The following is a 17,437-nucleotide window of genomic DNA, read 5'->3' on the forward strand; positions in this document are numbered from 1 at the left end:
GACTCGCTGTGAGTCACCTAGATGATTATCATTCTCATTCACGTATTCATTCTCAATAAGCCTGTCAATAACTTACATTCTTTTTGAGGGGAAGAGGGGTGAAACGCTTTTCCTGTCAAGCTTTTGAGCTGCTTGTCACCCCTTCAGGAGTAAGACTCTGGGGAAGAAAAAAGTAAGTGTTGGCTCGGCTCCTCAAGCCTAGAACAGGCTTTCCGATACCAAATATTCAACTAAATCGAATTGACAGGTTTGTCGAAGTTATATAACTGTCGATAGGCTTGAGGAAGCCAGTCAGGATAGACAGTACAATCTCTCTCTTTTAAAACGAGATACAGAATGCCACTTCCAGGATTTCGATTAGCTTTGATTCGGGTTAGAGCAATGTAGAGAGTATTCCACTCCTGTTGAAGTTCTTCTAGAGATTGTTGGGAGTGGGTAAAGGGGATCTCCTCTGGATAGAGGAGGAAAACGACTTCAGCTTCTGCACCTTTAGCACTGTGAATACTGAGTAAGTGAATGGATGTAGACTTCTTGGAGTTGAAAATTTGATTAATCGTTGTTTGCCACTTTTGCAGCGTGGCAGGTTTGTAAGTATCGTAAAGGGTGCGGATACTTTCTATAGCAATCCTAAATTGATTGTGGCAATTTTCAAAACTGAAACCCTTGCTATACCTTGATTTCAAGCCGTCTACTTGTTGCATCCTATTTAGGATTGCTATATAAAGTCGGCAAATTCTGCTAGTCGGGTTGGAGCATCTGGAGACTGTTCGAGAAAATGACGAGTTTTGGCGGCGTAAACGTCCAGTTTGTGTTCAAAAGTTAGGGGATTATATGGCTTTTCGGCGATGCGCTTTATTTCTTTGAACAAATAATCTCCGGCTTTTTCGTCTTTTATAGTGGCAGTTTTTCCGGTGGCAATAATTCGGATAGCGCTTTGAATGAGAGTCGAGTTTTTCCGGCTTACTATTAAATAGGTGAGAGTGGAGTCGGTGAAGCATTTTAATAAGTCAGCGCTGGAAATAATTCGGATTTCCCCTTGAGGAGCATTCGGGTGAGCTTGGATAGGGATGTGTGGGAATATATCTCTGACGAGTTGGAGGTGAAGCTGACCGCAGCGGTAATTGAGGGGACTCTCAAATACTTGGCAATTGAAGCGAGACATAATCTTTGCCAGTCCATCAGTTAAACACCCTCGAAAATGGTATACTGATTGATTAGGATCACCAACGGCAATCAAGAAAGATTGGGATGGGGTGATTAGAAGTTGCAGCAGAGAAAGCTGAAGGTTATCAACATCTTGAGCTTCGTCTATGAGGATAACTTTGAGGCGATTTTTTAATCTCGCGATCGCACCTTTAAAAAACGGAATCTCCTGGCATTTCCAGGGAATCCAGACCATATCAGTTTTGTCAATTTGGTTTCTAAATAGAGCCTCTTCTTCCCCTCTGTCTAAGCAGTCTTTCGCCGCTTGAGCGACTCGATGGAGGTCAGTAACTGATAGGTTGTAAGTTTGGTTGAGGGTTTGGATATTTTCTGGGTTGGGTTGGTAGGCGTATAGGCGTAAGAGTTCCAACAGTTTGATAAAGGCTTTCTCATTAAGAATCGCCGGATAGTCCGAATTGGCAACGAGTCGTCCTAATCCGCCAACATTCCCGGTAATCCAGCCTAACTTAGAGGCAATAGTTTCATATTTGTAGGGGTTAACCTTGGCAGTACTGACATTCAAAGCCTCCCTGTATATAGAATAAGCTAAAGAATGAATAGTTCGGACAGTTCGACCCCACTTTGTCCCCAATTTTGATTGGATAGACTTCCTTAAATCGTCTTTATTTTTAGTCCCAAAAACTAGGACAACCATCTCTTCCGGCTGAAGCCCCTGCTTCTGAATCGTTTCAGCAATTAGAGTAATCAGTGTGGATTTTCCCGTTCCGGCTAAAGCGATGACACCGATTCCTGATTTAATGGGTAGAATTAAGTTTTGGGAGACAGCGTTAAGGATACAGGTTTGATAAGGTGATGGGGTTAGCTTTTGCAGCATGATTTGATAAAGATGAATTCAACAACTATTGCTAGAAAATACGGCATATTCGGGACTGACTGATGATGTCTTTTTCACACCCGCTACCCGCCAACGTCCTGTGTGAGGATAAAAATCCACTTTCGGCTTATTTTCCTCGCGAAATAGCATCGTAACTTTCTGTTGACCAGCCCATTTAAAGGGAATTTGAGCGGATTCGATTATCGCTGTATTTTGTTGATACCATTGAGCATGGCGTTCTTGTCTAATTTGGCGGAGAATATTGTCGCTCATGAGTACTACTCTAAAAATCTCTAATCGTGTAGGCGCGTTTTGGAAAGCAGTCGCTCACCCATTACCGATGGGTTTTGAGCCAAGCTAACTGTTGACCAATTCCTAACCCTTGCAGAGGAATACTGAAAATTCGGGAAGAAAGACTTGGACTATCGTCGAGTTGGGAACCGAGTGGTGGACAATTCCAGATGTCCATCCCCAGGGGATTTTGATTTTGTAATGCTGTTCTTGTCAGGTTGGGGCGAAGCAGATAAACTGGGAAATCTCGAACAAAACGAAAGGGGTTAAATTGCCTGTTGAGGTCACTTTTTCATCGCATTTTTGATACCAAGCGTAGGTCGTTGGAGGTAAAATTGGCAGGGAAAAGCCTTGGGAGTAGAGCATTGGGTTGAGAGTATCTATTTGTCAGTCCAACAGTTTCCTAAGAGACGTTCTGGACATTCATCCTCAGAAACCGGAATATCCTTAATGACTATTCTCATCGCCCGTTCCATCGCCATTTGCACAGCACTAGCTATTTCAACACCAAATTCTTCTTTACCAAAAATGTCCGCTTCATCATGACAGCAATTACCCACCCAAGCTTCCCATTCAGGATGAGCATCAAAAGCCGCTACACAGTACGCCAAAAAGGTTTTAATAATATCAGCTTCACACATTGTCCAGTAAGCCGCATTAGCATCTGGACTTTTCACTGAAACCAACGTAGAATATAGACCATTCGGCTTTTTCCATTTGCCCTCTATCTTCGGCTCCCTACCATCTTCAACGTTTTGCCGCCATTTAGGGAGAAACACACCGCGACCCGTTAGACAACGGACATAGCCCAAACCGAATTTACTACGCGATTGTATTAGATGAATCCCTAACACCGATGGCAAATTATGATTCGCTTTTTCAACAATAGAGTGCTGAAAAGAAGCCAGAACCTTATAAGTTTGCCTCCAAGCTTTAATCGAATTTTTCGCACTCTCATCCGATAAAACAATTCCAGATTTAGTCCGGATTGTCTTTTGCAACGTGCGCCATCCTTGCAGATTCTGCGACCCATAGTGAACCGACTTAGACATAGCTCGTAAACGAGAAGCCTGTCCATAATTAACGTGGTGTTTATCTAACGTCCATCGCCTAATATTCTCTTCGGTCCAATCCGACCCCATACCCTCCAACTGGGATAATTTCTCAGCAATTGTGCAAAAAATATCCCCGTGAGGGCTATTAAATCGGGCAATTAACTCCGGGTCAAGTGACGCTTGAGTTGCCACTCTAGCATGAAGCTTAGACGCATCACACCAAACACCAATACATCCTGAATGAGTGCGGAATACCGAGCGAATAGGTGGCAAATTGTAGGGCGTTAACTCAGGAGGAAATGTAGTCGGTGAAGGAGGATTCTGTAAATTCGGTTCAGAACAGCTACTGCGACCAAATCCCTTGCGATTGATTTGGGTATACTTTCCTCTAACAAAGCCATTTCTTACTTGAGCCTGAATAGAATGTAGATAATCAACATAGGTTTTAGTTGTCTTGATAACGCTAATTAAACGTACTTCGGGAATCCCCCAGAACTTACTTAAATCATCAACATTAGCTGATTTGAGCGTAACCCGAAACCTTCTATTGATCAGAGCAATTAACTTCTTCGGTGAATAAAGATGAGGAAGACACTCAGAAAACGTTCCACCCAGTTGCTCCACCAACGATTGATAAGCTGCCTCGTAAGCAACAGTGACATCAGCCAACACCCCTTCATCCACAGGCATCCCGTAGTGAGACATTTGAGCAAAAGCCGGTGACGCGGCACACTCGATTAAATAGCTAGTCCAAACCCCAATTTCTTTGAGCCGAGGCTCTAATAAATCATGTACCTTAATCGTAATAGAAGCATCATTGGCGGCATAATTGAATTGATTATTACTCAATTGCCCATTGCCTAAATCCCCCCAACCCCAGTCAGAGGTTTGTCGGGATTTATCGATAGAGATTCCCAGTCGCAAACAAACACTTTCTAAACTGTGGGGTTTCCCGTGCTGTTTTAACAACCAAGGGTCTAGTCCAGCCCAGTAAACTTGGGACATAAGTTTAGTATCTCGGAGGTTACGGATGGGAAAATTATACTTAGCCAACATCCATCGCTGCTCAAAATCTAGGGAATGTCCAACCACTTCAACCTGGGGATTCGCTAATCGTTCTTGAAGCGTTGTCCAGAACCCCAGAGACTCTAATTTCTGATGAATACGTGAGCGTTCTTTTGCCGTCCAACCCAAATCTATTACTATTACTTGGACAGCAGGTTGTTCTATAGCTATCTGAATTAAGCGAATCTCTCCCGTTTCCGGTGCAATTGCTGGAGTGGATGCCCGATAAAAAGTTTCTAGGTCAAATCCAAATCGGGGAGATTGTTGAAAAAGACCTATTGCCTGATTCAATCCTTGGTTCTCTAGACCGATTATATTATCTTGCCGTGAAGCTTCAGGAAAAAGATTCAATTTATACTGGTAGAATTGAGTCATGCTGAATTGAGTCGTAAAAAAAATCAGCCCCCAGTTATGGAGGCTATTGGGTAATTAAGCCGCAGACTTCCCGATAACAAAAGCGTCAATTCGAGTTGGTTTGTTAGCTTTAGAGAATCGGGTGTAGAGTTTCAGCCGGAATTCTTGACCGAGATTAACGGGTATCCCATCAATCTCCGTGAACGTTCCCAGAACCTTACCCGATGTATCCCGGGCAACCAGATAGTTACCAAAGCGCGAATCCGAATCCACCTTAACTTGGAGTGTTTCCCCCTTGAATAAGGTGTCGGGATAGTCAGAACCCTTAAGTCCAATCAGCTTGAAGGTGTGAATAGGTGGGTTGTCTAGGACATCGAGGATAAAGGGCAGTCCAACCAAGAAGACGAGGGCGGTGGAACGTTTCGTGGTATTATTACGGTGCTGGACTTGCCACAAGGCGGCAATAACCTGGCGACGTTGTTGCTGTGTTTTACAGTTATCCAACAGGCTTCTGTATTTGTCAGTTACTCCCTTAAGATTCTCATCAATTTTGTCCTGTACCGTGCGTGGGACTCTTTGATTACGTTCTTTGTAGGGTTTAGCCGGAGCAACAGCCCTTTGCACATCCTGGGCGAACTCTTCGACCCGTCGTTGTGCCGCTACAAGCCAGGAGTTAGGCACTTTGTCAGGAAACAAGTTGATGAAAGTTCGCAAGTTCGCCATCCGGAACTGAGGCGGGATGAACAGTTGGTTGACCTCGCCTACAAGTTGAGAGATGGTATCTGTAGCCCCTTCGTTGACCGGTAGCGGCGTCTTCACATAGACATCGCGGTTCCTGTAGTGTGACAGCCAGGGGACGCGGTTGTATCCCATCGCTTTTTGGGCGTTTGAGATCACAGTTGGGTCTGCTTTGGCGGCGTGTTTGAGGCTATCGACCTCAATTTGCAGTTGTTGAGCTAATTCCTCTACAATATCGGAGCGACCTATGGCATTGGCTTTGGCAATCAGGTAGGAGATGAGTCCCACATTGTTGCTCATTGCCCGAACAGTAATCTCCGCTAAACTGCCATCCAGGATTTCCTTGTCTTTGGTCAGTTGTGGTGCTTGAGCAAAGGTCTTAATCGCAGCCGCCACGTTGGGAAGCCTTTGGGCTGGTTTCCAACAGACCAAGTCTCCATCACAGTCACCCCCAATTTCACGCCACGTTTTCTCTGATGCCGCAATAATCCCATCAAAGTTCTGCCAGCGGTCAAGGGCGCGGTTGACCCAGACTTTCCAATCATAGCGCCAGCGCATGGGATAGCGGAAGCCCACTATCTCTGTGCCATCAGGAATGCCAGGAATACAGACTTCCCCGTCTTCGAGTTGCTCGTCGGGCATAGTCATGCTGGTGTTAAACTTAAGGCTTCCCCCCGTTGCCAGTCCCACGAGGTACTCGCGCATCAATTCCAGGGTGTGCTTGACGACTCGCGGGTGGGTGGTCAGGATACTATGGGTGTCATGGTGGAGAATTTGTAGCAGTTCGGGCGTGGAAGTGCCGGAGACTTTAGCCGTTAAGAATTCTAACAGATGCGTGCGATCGCTACTTAATTCATTGAGTTCCCGCACAGCTTTGAGCGTGTCGGGTACAATATCACGCTTAACGGCGTCCCACGGTAAGAACTGGATACAAGAATAGCTGCTGTTAGCGCTTCCCCAGCGTTTGCCCGGATTCCGGGGCGCCAGTTGAACCACGCCAAAGACCAGGGCTTTGGGCGCTCTGATGCCATTGCGTCCGGGGTTATTACCCTTGAAGCAGGAGCGAGGGATAACCAAGGATACTCCATTCGGGTCACTGTCTAAGGAAGGCAGGTAGGCAATAGTACCTTTAGTGAGCCAACATTTGTCGGGGTCTACAGCACGGAATTGGAACGGCACATAGGCTTGCAGTCCCAGAGTCTTAAACAAGAGTGCCGATGCCTTGGCGTGGCAATCCCCCGTTCTGAATTTACCATCCTCGACGATACGGATTCTCAGCGTCAGGGTAGTAATTAGCTGACATTCCGTCGTCAAGTTACTACCATAATTAGCCGCCGCCCGATTGCTTCCCAGTAAGCGTAGAAAATGGTCGGGAGTTGAGTCCTCTTCAGATTGGGCAAATATCGCCCGACCCAAGCGGCGGGAGTTCGTTGCACCAGAAAGTTTGAAGGTTTCCCACCCCTTCTCCAGACTCGCGATCGCGCCGGGACTATCCTCTTTTTCAATAAATCCTGACACGTCGCCGATGGCGAATTTAGCATCGGGATATAAATACTGGAGTAGGGTATTATAGTACACAACTTCAGTTGGCAGATAGTCTTGTTGGTATAAGTCGTATACGGGAAGTTTGAGAACATTTTCGCTCATAATTTATACCGTGAGAGTGTAATCGCTTCCATACGAGCGATAGCGAGCAAAGACTTTCTAGGAAAAACCCCAATGCATCTAGCTGACACAGCCGCAACCAGCCAGAACAGAGCAGAAGGGTTACTTCATCAGATTAGGGATGAGGTTCCAGAACCCCTCTGCCTTCGGACTTCTGCCTTCTTGTACTAGCTGTAGGGTGTGGGAAAAAGTCTTAATTTTTCAACCCGTAATTTGCACAGGCATTAATAAATACGTGAGATTTTGTCCCCCTAATGGGGTAAGAATAGCCGGGGAATGGGTCTCATTAATTTGCAGTCGGATATCAGAAGTTTTGGTAACTTTTAGACCCTCAATGAGATACTGGCTGTTGAAGGCAATTTCTAGGTCTTTCCCGGAAATTTGTGCGGGAATCACTTCCTGACCCGTGCCATTTTCTGTGGCGGTTGTCAGGAGAACGTGTTGGTTCTTTTTGTCAAGGGTCAATCGGATCACTTTGTTCTTAGGATCAGCTAATATGGCAATCCGTTCCAGGGCTTTTAGTAGCTGACGTTTTTCGACCGTAATGTGATTTTTGAATTTTTTAGGAATCAAGGCGCGGTATTCTGGATATTGCCCTTCTAAAGTACGGCTAGTCAAATAGGCTGATTGAGCATCAAAGATCACTTGACCTTGGCAGTAATAGAGGGCAATTGGATTTTCTGGCTTGGAGGTGGAAAGTATCCGGTCTAACTCAGTGAGGGTTTTGGTGGGAATCGTCAGTTGGGTTGGTTCCGCTTGTGCCTCATCAGTGGTTTCCGTCTCCGTCACCTGAGTCGCCGTCTGCGCTACCGCAAGTCGATGACCATCAGTTGCCGCAAATTCCAGAGAATCGGGTTGTACGGTAAGGTGAACGCCACACAGAACCTGTTTGGCTTCGTCCGTGCTAGTGGCAACCAAGGAACTTTGCACTCCCTCGCTTAACGATGACGTAGGAATTTGAAGGGAATGTCCCCCATTAATAGCAGGCAGTTGGGGAAAGTCTTCCGGGTTTGTGCCTTTGAATTGGTATCGTCCGCTAGCGTGGGTTAGGGTAATCATCCAACTGGGGTCAGCATCTTCTGTTTCCTGGGGTTCAGGTTGTACCGAAACTGTAATGTCTCCCTCGGGCAGATGGGACACGATATCCTGGAAAAGTTTAGCTGGGATAGTAACCTGACCTCCCGTTTCAATGTGAGCCAGGAAACGGGTTTTGATTCCCAAGCTGAGGTTAAACGCTGTTAAGTGTATCTGTTGCGTGTCTGAGCAAGCAGATAGGAGTATATTACCTAAAATGGGGTGAGAGGGTCGAGATGGAACCGCACGACAGGAGAGAGAAAGGTGAGTTTGTAGGTCAACAGAGGAGCAAGTTAGTTTCATTGTTTTTCTAATAGGTAAGCAGAGTCAGGAGACGGGTGGTAAAATAATCCGAGGGTAGTCCTTGTTTGATTTCACCTTCGAGATTAAATAGCGCGATCGCACTTTTGATCAGCCATGAGGTTGAGAGTCCTTGAATGTCCTGCTTGAGGAAGTACAAGCGGTTAGGGTTATAAACACCTGTAGCAGTTGTTAAATTTTTGTCGCTGCGGATTCCAGCCTTTAATGCCGCTTTAAGTTTTAACCAAGTCCGAATGAAGGTTAGCAGGGTGGCTGTAATTTTGAGGGGGGGTTCTCCCACCGAAAGTAACTGTTGGCTTAGTTGGTTCACTTGCAGAACGTCTTTGTGTTTGAGGGCGTTGGCAAGTTCTAGGGTTGAATGGTTGAGGTTAGGGATTAGCTGTTTGATTTCACCAAAGGTGAGAGTTTCCTCACCGCGACAGGTGGCTAATTTTTCCAGTTCTTGAGTCGTGCGAGCGCTGTTAGAACCTGTAGCGCTGGCAATGTAGGTAGCAACGGCTAGAGGTAGGTTGACTCCCAGAGTGCGTGATTCTTGCTGAACGTTAGTCGCCAGTTCATTGATTTTCCAGGAAGGCGTACAATTAAATTGTTTGACAGTTGTTGCACGTTTGATGAGTTGGCCGATGCGAGTCCGGGTGTCGAGTGGAGTAATCAGAACAACAGTTGAGGGTGTATTTAGAGACAGCAGGGTGTTGAGCAATTCAAAGTGGTTTGCTGTAATTTTGCCTCGAATAACTAGAAGCTTTTCTTGACCGTATAAAGGCAGAGTCTGGGCGTACATCAGGGCGGCTTCTAGTTGGTCAAAGGAGAAGTTATTAACATTGAAAATTGCCCAAATTGGATCTAAATTATGCTTCTGTTGTTGGATGAACTGCGTGATTCGATAGGTATCATTTCCTGTGAGAGTGAAAGCTTTCATAGAGACTAGTAAGGTAAGCTATTCGGTATTTAGATGGGGATACTTCAATCCCAAGGAAGGCAACAGGGAATACACAATAGAAATGCGTTAGGGTCAATCCCTTGTCAGGTAAGCTTTTTTCTTCACTATTCCTCATTCCCTATTCCCTATTCCCGCAACGCGATAGCGCTATAGCTTAAGAAAGGTGGGGAATAGTGAACTCAATTCCCCCTCTCTTTTACGGCAAGTGTCATTCCTTTCCTAAACAAGGATAGGCAAGTTGCAGCAGGCAAATTTCCAGCCCGATTAAAGGGTTAGAGGATTGTTGAATGCTTAACGCTGCGGCTTCTAGGGTTAGGAGCCGATGGTGTATTTCTGGGATGGAGACAAGCTGGGATAGAGATTCGATGGAAGACAGGTCAATCAGGCTGGCGAAGGGAACTTTACCTTGTTTGAGAGAATTAGTGTCTTGGGAAAGTTGAAACACCAGCAAGTCTCGGTGAATGGCGAGGAGTTCTTTGACTAAGTGAACGGGTTCTACTCCCTCATCGTTGAGTTGGTTAGACAGCGCCATCAGATTGTGAAGTCTTTGGGGTGTATCCTGGAAAATAGAAACACAAAGGTCTACTAAGGAATCAGCCGGAATACTGCCAATGACGTCCCGGACATGGTGAGGTTCAATCTTACCATTCGTACTCATCGCCAGTTGCTCTAACAGTTGTACCGAATCTCTCATACCTCCTTGAGAATGCTGAGCAATTAGCCGGAGAGCTTCAGGGTTAGCCGAGATTTTCTCATTTAGAGTTATTTGGCTTAATCGTTCTGTGATATCTTGGGTGGAGAGACGGCGGAATTGGAAATGTTGACAGCGACTGATAATAGTATCTAAGAGTTTTTCAGATTCAGTTGTTGCCAGAATGAAAATAGTATTGGGAAGTCGGTCTTCAAATAGCTTGAGAGCCGCATTTTGGGCAGAGCGGCTCAACATTTGGCACTCATCTAGATAGATGATACGGTAGCGATTAGTTGTTGACAGTTTGCTGTAATTAATCAGTTCCCTGATATCATCGACACCATTGTTACTGGCGGCATCCAGTTCTCGGACATCCAAGTTACTGCCTGAACAGATGCTGCGGCAGCTCAAACAGGTGCCACAGGGGGTGAGGGTTGGTTGGCTCGATGATAGGCAGTTAAGAGATTTGGCGAAAATTCGGGCGGTGGAGGTTTTCCCTGTTCCTCGTGGACCATCGAATAGGAAGACGTTGGGTAGGTTTCCCGTTTTGAGTTCGTTGGTTAGGGTTCTGACAATTAGGGGTTGACCAACTAGCTCAGATAGGTTTTGAGGGCGGTATTTTAGATGCCAAGGTTGGTAGGATTGTTGAGATGTCATCGTTATGTAGCGTTTGAATCTTCGTGTTTTCAAGGCAGTCGCCGGGAATAGTTAAATCTAATGGCTGGAGGAAAGTAAAGATGAATGAACCCAAGACGAAGAAGACGAAGAAGACAAAAAAGAAAAGAATATTCAGACAATCCAAGAAGTTACAGGAACTCATTGTAATACTTTTGCAAGATTCTCCCATGAGTTGGCTGGCTTTGTTAAGGAAAGTGCGCCAGACTGCCCCCTATTGGTCACGAAAATTGAAACCCGATTCTCCTACGGTTAAGTTTAATGTGGAGGCTTTGCTGCAAAAAGGAATCATTACTCAGGATGACCAAGGCGTTTATCATGCAACAAAAACCTGGTAAAGCTGGTTAGAATGTCGGTCTAGTAACTACACCGCATCAAGTGCAGATTTGCTTCCCCCTGAATTTTTCTCAAGTTTTCAATTAATTCCCACACCTTAGTTAACCTTAGCCGTTATCGGATAAAACCAACCCGGCTCTGTGCGGAGTCTAAACATGCGATCGCCTTTGTGTTGTACAGGGCGATCTTGCTTCATCCATCTCATCTTGCCCCTCCCAAGAAGTGCATAAGCTCCAAACCGCTAGACGTACTAACGAGAGTGAAAGGGTTTTTGGTGATGCAATCAAACGATGAAAAACATCCTCAGTTGTTTAGGAATTGCCACAGTTATACTGTGTGCTGGACTGTACGCTTTTCAAGGAACGGCGACTAACCGACAGCCGAAAACAACTCCCACTATCGCCGCGCCCTCGTTACAACCCAACCAAACGGCGACTCCAACCCCCATCAGTACCAATCAACCCAAACCAACTCCCTCACCTTTAGCGATCGCTCCCACCTCTGGCACTCAATTATATTACCAGCGACGGGCATCGCTAAAGGCGGGGAAAATTTACACACACCCCAAACATCTCATCGAGCCTCCTGAAACCGGAAAACTCCCCAAACCCACTCACCAACAGTGGAAAAATCTCCTCGCCCAAGAAGCCCAAGCCGTTGTCAAAGGACAGGGTGACAACCGTCTAGCCCTTTTAGTCGGCGATTCCCTGAGTCTGTGGTTCCCTCCAGACTATCTACCCGAAGGATACTTGTGGCTCAATCAGAGTATTTCCGGTGAAAATTCCACTCAAATCCTCAACCGACTCTCTATCTTTGCCCACACTGAACCCGATATTATCTATGTCATGGCGGGAACAAACGACCTACGCCAAGGGGTCAGCGACGAACAAATTCTCAATACTATCCATCAAATTCTGTATCGCCTGCGCCAAACTCACCCCCAAGCTCAAATTATCGTCCAGTCGATTCTACCCACTCGAGTAAGTATTCAATCAAGCGATCGCATTCACCACCTCAATGAACAAATCGCCGCGATCGCCGTTCAACAACAAGCCAACTACCTCAATCTCTATGCACTATTTCTCGGTCGTGACAATCAACTGCGACCGGAATTAACCACTGATGGCATTCATTTAACCCCTCTAGCTTACCGGATTTGGCAGCAGGAACTGTATTATACAGCCATCTTAAGCCATCCTTAAGATCAAGGGAACAACGGTGAGCTACTCAAGGAACATCTGCACCGGAGGTTGGCGGGGATTAACCTGAGTGGAGCAAATATGTTTACCAATTCATTGGATAGCGATCGCCTTTTATTTTTATCAATCTGTACCGGAGTAACGCCCGATTAAACGCTATTTAAATAGCAATCAAAATCCCGCTGCTGGAAGCAAACAAAAACCACCTTCTCAATCGCAGAATTTCTCTGTAAAAATGTTCTGACTTGCGAGCAGGCAATTCGGGATGCCCAATCACTTGGAAAGCCCAGAAACCCTGTACTAATCGCTGGGAAGGCAATGGTTTTAATCGAGTATTGCTCTGCCAACGTTAGACAGTTCTGATAACATAGAGCTAGCATCCGATCCTCTCCCTGATGACCCCCCTGCCAGGCTGGACCGGCTGTATGGATCACCCATCGAGCTGGCAGATTATAGCCACGGGTAATCTTCGCCTCACCCGTCTTACAACCGTGGAGCTGTTCACATTCTTTCTTTAGCCCCGATCCAGCCGCCCGGTGAATTGCCGCATCAACACCACCACTACCCGACAGATAATTATCCGTAGCATTAACAATCGCATCAACCCGTTGCTTCGTAATATCCCCCTGAATCACCTCAATTCGACCCCGCAGATCATCGGGTAAATTCTGCCCCCGATAGCGTTGACTCCGCTGCACTTGATAGTCATGATAAGTAGACTGGCTCATACTGCGGCGACTTCTATGAGACTGGTAAGTAGACATTTTGCGGAATTGTTGCACCCGTCGTGACTGAAGATCCCGATCCAAATCAATTAACGCGATCGCCTCTTGTTCCATCAAAGGGGATGCCGGGGCGGCTAACACTTGTTTCCGGGCGGTTTGTAGCAATTGGCTCGCGGTTGTATAGTCTCCCTCATCCACTTTTTGCACCGCTTCCTTCTTAGCACGTGCTGCACTCATCAGCACCACCTGTTGCTGCACCTCTGGATTCAGGGGACATTCAGCCAAAGCAGCCGCCGCGACGACGGGCAGTTGAAACATCTGCCGTATCCGTTGTCGTTCCTTCTGTTCGGGTTCATCCCAACTTAAACGGAAATTGCAGAGGTTGGCACTGTCGGTTGCTCTCATGGGTGGCACCTTGAGCCGCACCACAACCACAAAAGGGTTACCCTTGACCAAATTGGGTAACTTGAACTCACCCTGAGGGGAGACATCCAAATCATTAAAGACATCAACCACGTCCACATCTGCTTGTGGTTCAATCCCTAGGCGCACCTCCCGCCCCATGGTTGCCATTAAGCCGTGCAGTTCAGTTTGGAAAATCTCTGGCAGTTGTTCAGGAGTGTCAATGTAATAGTAATTCCCATCCCCACTATTCGCCATCACCTCCAGCAAATCTTCGTTGTAATCATCCCCAACCCCCATTGTGGTGGTACTCACACCCTGTTGTGCCAATCCATAGACATCAGAGGCGATCGCGTCAGCATTGGTTTGCCCTTTGTTGGCTAGTCCATCTGAGAGCAAAATCACCCGATTCAATCCCTCAGGATTCAAATATTGACTCACTTGCTTACCGCCCTCAACCCAGCCATCATGGAGGGCGGTCATGTTTCTGGGGTGAATCCATTCGATCTGACGGGTAATGTAATTCTTTTCCGTGGCGAGGGTACTGGGGATCAGGGTTTCGACGATATCATCATAAATCGTTACACTCACGCGATCGCTCCCCAGGAGTTGCTGCACCGCATAACACGCCGCTTGACGGGCATAAGCGATTTTCTTCCCTGCCATCGAACCGGAACGGTCAATCACTAAACCCAGATTAAGTTCGGGTCGTTTTAGGTTAGCCTCTGGCTGTGGCGGAACAATTTTAACCAGTACATCTAGGGTTGTCAGAGCCTCTGTACTCACCGCATCGCGCAGGGGAACAAATTCAATCTGTGGGGCGTTCATGGGATGTTACCTTATTGTTTAAAGGGGACATCAAGCCGGATCAGGGAAACATATCCTTGAATTATAAACTCTAATTAGAACCAATTGTTGAGAGCCACTCTAACCAATAGCTAGAAATCATTCACAATCTCTTCAAAGGAGAGTTCGCTCATGTCACACAAATTTGAGTCAGGATTTTTTGTCCATCAAGCCGCTTGGCATAAACTTGGCACCGTCTTGCAAAATCCGCCAACGACTGAACAAGCGATTGTTGAAGCCGGATTGAATTGGCGAGTCATTGAAGAACCCTTATATCAGGTTGAAGGGAATTCTTCAGAGATTATTCTCAAGAAAAAGCTGCGGCGCGATCGCGATCAGGCGTTTCTCGGTATCGTCAACCATGACTACACCCCCCTGCAAAACGAAGAAGCCTTTCGCTGGTTTGACCCCCTCCTCTCGAGAGGCGGCGTGCAGTTAGAAGCCGCAGGTAGTCTCAAAGGTGGAAAACGCATTTGGATTCTCGCCAAACTCATCAATACTGAAGCCGAGATCATCAGTGGCGATATCGTTCGTCCCTATCTGCTGCTTCACAACTCTCATGATGGTTCAACAGCCGTTTGGCTGCAGTTCACCCCGGTTCGCGTTGTCTGTTGGAATACCCTCAATGGTGCTGCACGCTTCCGTTTCGGCGATTTATGGCAAAAGAAAGCCATCTGCATTCCTCACTCTTTGAGCCTTACCGAACAACTCGAACATATCCATAACATCCTCGACCTAACCCAGAAAGAATTCCAGTACAGCGTCGAGGAATACCAAGCCATGGCACATAAGGAACTCACAACTGAGTTACTCGCCGACTACATAGGACGAGTCTTGGGTACAACACAACCAACCTTACACCCAGCCTGGTCACAACTCGTGGCTAACTTTGAGAGCGGACGGGGGAACCAAGGTCAAACACTCTGGGATGCTTACAACAGCATTACTGAATGGCTAGATCATCAGCGAGAAGCACTCGCCGACGCTCGTCTGTTTTCAACCTGGTTTGGCTCTGGCGCTCGCCTACGCACAAAGGCTCATCAGGTCGCCTTAGCCATGCTCAATGATGCTCCAGATGCACACCCATCTGCCTCTCATACTCTCTCCTATCGCTCTACCCAGAGTGCCAGCACTTTGGCTTAATAATATCCTACACCCGTACAAATGATTGGCTTGTTGTCAGCACCAATGATGAACTGGAACAGACAGCAAGCCCTTTATTTTTTTGATTAATTTGATTAATTTGATTAAGATGAAAGCCAACAGCATTTATGTTCTCAGCACTCCTCATGCTGAATAGAAAGAGGAGCGCTGAACCAATTAGAGACCGGACAGGCGGTTAGCATAACACCATGCATTTTTTGCTCTTTCCAAGCATCCCAAATTTGGCATCAGGGTTGGTTGCACAGCGTACCTAACTCAGTTCCGTTTGTAATATATCATACTACATTTACCGAAGCCGTGTCAACCCGCTTGACTCAAATACTCAGGTTTAGCAAAAAGTGAAGCATAGACCACTTGCCCGGATTCTTCCACAAACTGACCCGCAAAATTCTTACCCAGCGCCGTTTTCAAGCGGAAGTCACAGAACCGTTCTTCCTCTTGGACATTGAACGTTTCCACTGGAGTTTGGGCTAACCCATAGCGGACTTGCTCCTGTTTCTCTAGACGGCTTTGATGCAGGTGCTGACGCAACTGTGTCAACGTATGAGCCGCAAAGGGGATAGGCTGAGGAGCCTTGTCCTTAAGCCGCATTTGTTCAACATACATTGCCGCCACACCGTAGCAGAAGCACACCAGAGGCATCCATAGTTCTCGGAAATAAGCCACACTGGGTGCAATTTCAACTCCAACTAACTTATCTTGAGTCAACAGCCCCACCCACAAGGGGATGGGGCTTGTAACTAGGCGAGAGTAATCTCGCCCGAAACATATGGCGCATTGACTGACGCCTGCTCTTGCGTCCCGTTCTGGGTAGAAGAGAGAATATAGTCATCACGGACATTTCTAGCTGCATTAAGGTCAGCGTGAGTTCGATGACCGCAGTTCTTACAACAGAAGCGAGACTTTTTGCGATTCGTCCGCTTGATGTGTTTGCAGACATTGCACTTCTGGGATGTGTAGCGAGGGTCTTGATGTACTACTCGCTTCCCTAATGCTTCTGCCTTATAGCTCAAGAACTGTTCTTGCTGATAGAATGCCCAATTTCCCAGCCATTTATTCATCTTCTTGCCCCTCGCCAGAGTGCGAATACTGGACAAGTCTTCAAGTACAAAGACCACTACACCTGGCTGGTTGGCTAACTTCTTGCTTACACAATGATTCGTGTCCTTCATGAACCGCTTCTCGTGTCCCGACATCGCTTTTAAACGACGTTTAGCGCTACGAGTGCCTTTTTGTTGGAGCTTACGACGATTGTGTAAGTAACGTCTTTGTACACCTCTGATTTTGGATGAACTGAAAAATTGACCGTCAGAGGTAACAGCTTGATGATACAAACCTCGGTCAATTCCAAGGATAACTCCTTTCACCTGTGGAACGTCGGCTGCTTCAAATACCAATCTTACCCAAAACTGCTTAGTGTTTTTGGTATAGGTTAAAGTTGCTCCACAAAAATCCCAGGTTTCAAATATTTCCTTGAAATAATCAGGAACATTCAAGATTAGACTAACACGCTTGCCGATACAACTAAGTGTTAACTGTTGACCTCTTAAAGTCATGGTTCGCTTGTCGTAACGTAAGCCTGATGTTGGTTTCTTCTTGGGGACTCGTTTAAATTTAGTGGCTTTAATTGCCTCTAGTGCGTTATCCCTGACAGTCTGTAACAAAGCAGAAGGCACACTTGGATGCTGCAACCTAAGTAGGTGATACAGCTCCTTGTGTGCCTTATTTTTGTTGTATGAACTGTTAGTCAAAGCCCAATCAACGTGTGCATTAAAAATTTCAGCACACTCACTCATGAGTGGTAGAAACCGCTCACTTGGAAGATTGACTGGGATGCTAACAGTTCTTTTCATGTCAG

Annotated in this window: 15 protein-coding genes; 3 read left to right on the forward strand and 12 right to left on the reverse strand. The window is 46.4% G+C overall.

The window, feature by feature from the left end; all coding sequences use genetic code 11:
* Positions 1–230: 230 nt before the first annotated feature.
* The 9 genes from RH949_RS09075 to dnaX all read right to left on the reverse strand — a co-directional run bounded on the left by RH949_RS09075 (position 231) and on the right by dnaX (position 10,889).
* Positions 231–701, reverse strand: a complete 471-nt coding sequence (locus tag RH949_RS09075) for a 3'-5' exonuclease (RefSeq protein WP_446352627.1) — start codon at positions 699–701, stop codon at positions 231–233.
* Positions 702–715: 14 nt separating this feature from the next.
* On the reverse strand, positions 716–2,038 hold the full coding sequence (locus RH949_RS09080; RefSeq protein WP_446352628.1) for a UvrD-helicase domain-containing protein: 1,323 nt from the start codon (positions 2,036–2,038) through the stop codon (positions 716–718).
* A gap of 18 nt (positions 2,039–2,056) precedes the next feature.
* On the reverse strand, positions 2,057–2,311 hold the full coding sequence (locus RH949_RS09085) for a hypothetical protein (RefSeq protein WP_446352629.1): 255 nt from the start codon (positions 2,309–2,311) through the stop codon (positions 2,057–2,059).
* Between the two features lie 61 nt (positions 2,312–2,372).
* On the reverse strand, positions 2,373–2,507 hold the full coding sequence (locus RH949_RS09090; protein ID WP_006102462.1) for a hypothetical protein: 135 nt from the start codon (positions 2,505–2,507) through the stop codon (positions 2,373–2,375).
* A 202-nt stretch (positions 2,508–2,709) separates the two neighbouring features.
* Complete coding sequence (locus RH949_RS09095) at positions 2,710–4,824, reverse strand: DNA polymerase (RefSeq protein ID WP_446352630.1); 2,115 nt, start codon at positions 4,822–4,824, stop codon at positions 2,710–2,712.
* A 54-nt stretch (positions 4,825–4,878) separates the two neighbouring features.
* Positions 4,879–7,188, reverse strand: a complete 2,310-nt coding sequence (locus RH949_RS09100; protein ID WP_446352631.1) for a hypothetical protein — start codon at positions 7,186–7,188, stop codon at positions 4,879–4,881.
* Positions 7,189–7,407: 219 nt separating this feature from the next.
* Entirely contained in the window at positions 7,408–8,583 is a 1,176-nt protein-coding gene (dnaN, locus tag RH949_RS09105; protein WP_446352632.1) for a DNA polymerase III subunit beta, read from the reverse strand.
* Between the two features lie 7 nt (positions 8,584–8,590).
* Positions 8,591–9,520, reverse strand: a complete 930-nt coding sequence (gene holA / locus RH949_RS09110; protein ID WP_446352633.1) for a DNA polymerase III subunit delta — start codon at positions 9,518–9,520, stop codon at positions 8,591–8,593.
* A 229-nt stretch (positions 9,521–9,749) separates the two neighbouring features.
* A complete protein-coding gene (gene dnaX, locus RH949_RS09115) occupies positions 9,750–10,889 on the reverse strand; it encodes a DNA polymerase III subunit gamma/tau (protein WP_006102461.1) in 1,140 nt (379 codons plus the stop codon).
* A gap of 80 nt (positions 10,890–10,969) precedes the next feature.
* Between dnaX and RH949_RS09120 the strand changes: the two genes are divergently transcribed.
* The gene (locus tag RH949_RS09120) at positions 10,970–11,245 is read left to right on the forward strand and encodes a hypothetical protein (protein WP_006102424.1); all 276 of its coding nucleotides are present in this window, start codon (positions 10,970–10,972) and stop codon (positions 11,243–11,245) included.
* Positions 11,246–11,533: 288 nt separating this feature from the next.
* Positions 11,534–12,445 (forward strand): GDSL-type esterase/lipase family protein, encoded by a 912-nt coding sequence (locus tag RH949_RS09125; RefSeq protein ID WP_446352634.1) that lies wholly within the window; start codon positions 11,534–11,536, stop codon positions 12,443–12,445.
* A 146-nt stretch (positions 12,446–12,591) separates the two neighbouring features.
* Here RH949_RS09125 and RH949_RS09130 read toward each other — a convergent pair whose 3' ends face one another.
* On the reverse strand, positions 12,592–14,397 hold the full coding sequence (locus RH949_RS09130) for a macro domain-containing protein (protein ID WP_446352635.1): 1,806 nt from the start codon (positions 14,395–14,397) through the stop codon (positions 12,592–12,594).
* Positions 14,398–14,547: 150 nt separating this feature from the next.
* Here RH949_RS09130 and RH949_RS09135 point away from each other — a divergent pair, with 150 nt between their 5' ends.
* Positions 14,548–15,558, forward strand: a complete 1,011-nt coding sequence (locus RH949_RS09135) for a DUF932 domain-containing protein (protein WP_006102538.1) — start codon at positions 14,548–14,550, stop codon at positions 15,556–15,558.
* A gap of 321 nt (positions 15,559–15,879) precedes the next feature.
* Here the strand turns inward: RH949_RS09135 and RH949_RS09140 are convergent, their stop codons facing one another.
* Both RH949_RS09140 and RH949_RS09145 read right to left on the reverse strand, forming a co-directional pair.
* Positions 15,880–16,287, reverse strand: a complete 408-nt coding sequence (locus RH949_RS09140; protein WP_446352636.1) for a hypothetical protein — start codon at positions 16,285–16,287, stop codon at positions 15,880–15,882.
* A 32-nt stretch (positions 16,288–16,319) separates the two neighbouring features.
* A complete protein-coding gene (locus RH949_RS09145; RefSeq protein ID WP_446352637.1) occupies positions 16,320–17,432 on the reverse strand; it encodes an RNA-guided endonuclease InsQ/TnpB family protein in 1,113 nt (370 codons plus the stop codon).
* Positions 17,433–17,437: the final 5 nt, after the last annotated feature.

This window comes from Coleofasciculus sp. A1-SPW-01 (assembly GCF_040217205.1).
Classification (GTDB): Bacteria; Cyanobacteriota; Cyanobacteriia; order Cyanobacteriales; family Coleofasciculaceae; genus Coleofasciculus; species Coleofasciculus chthonoplastes_A.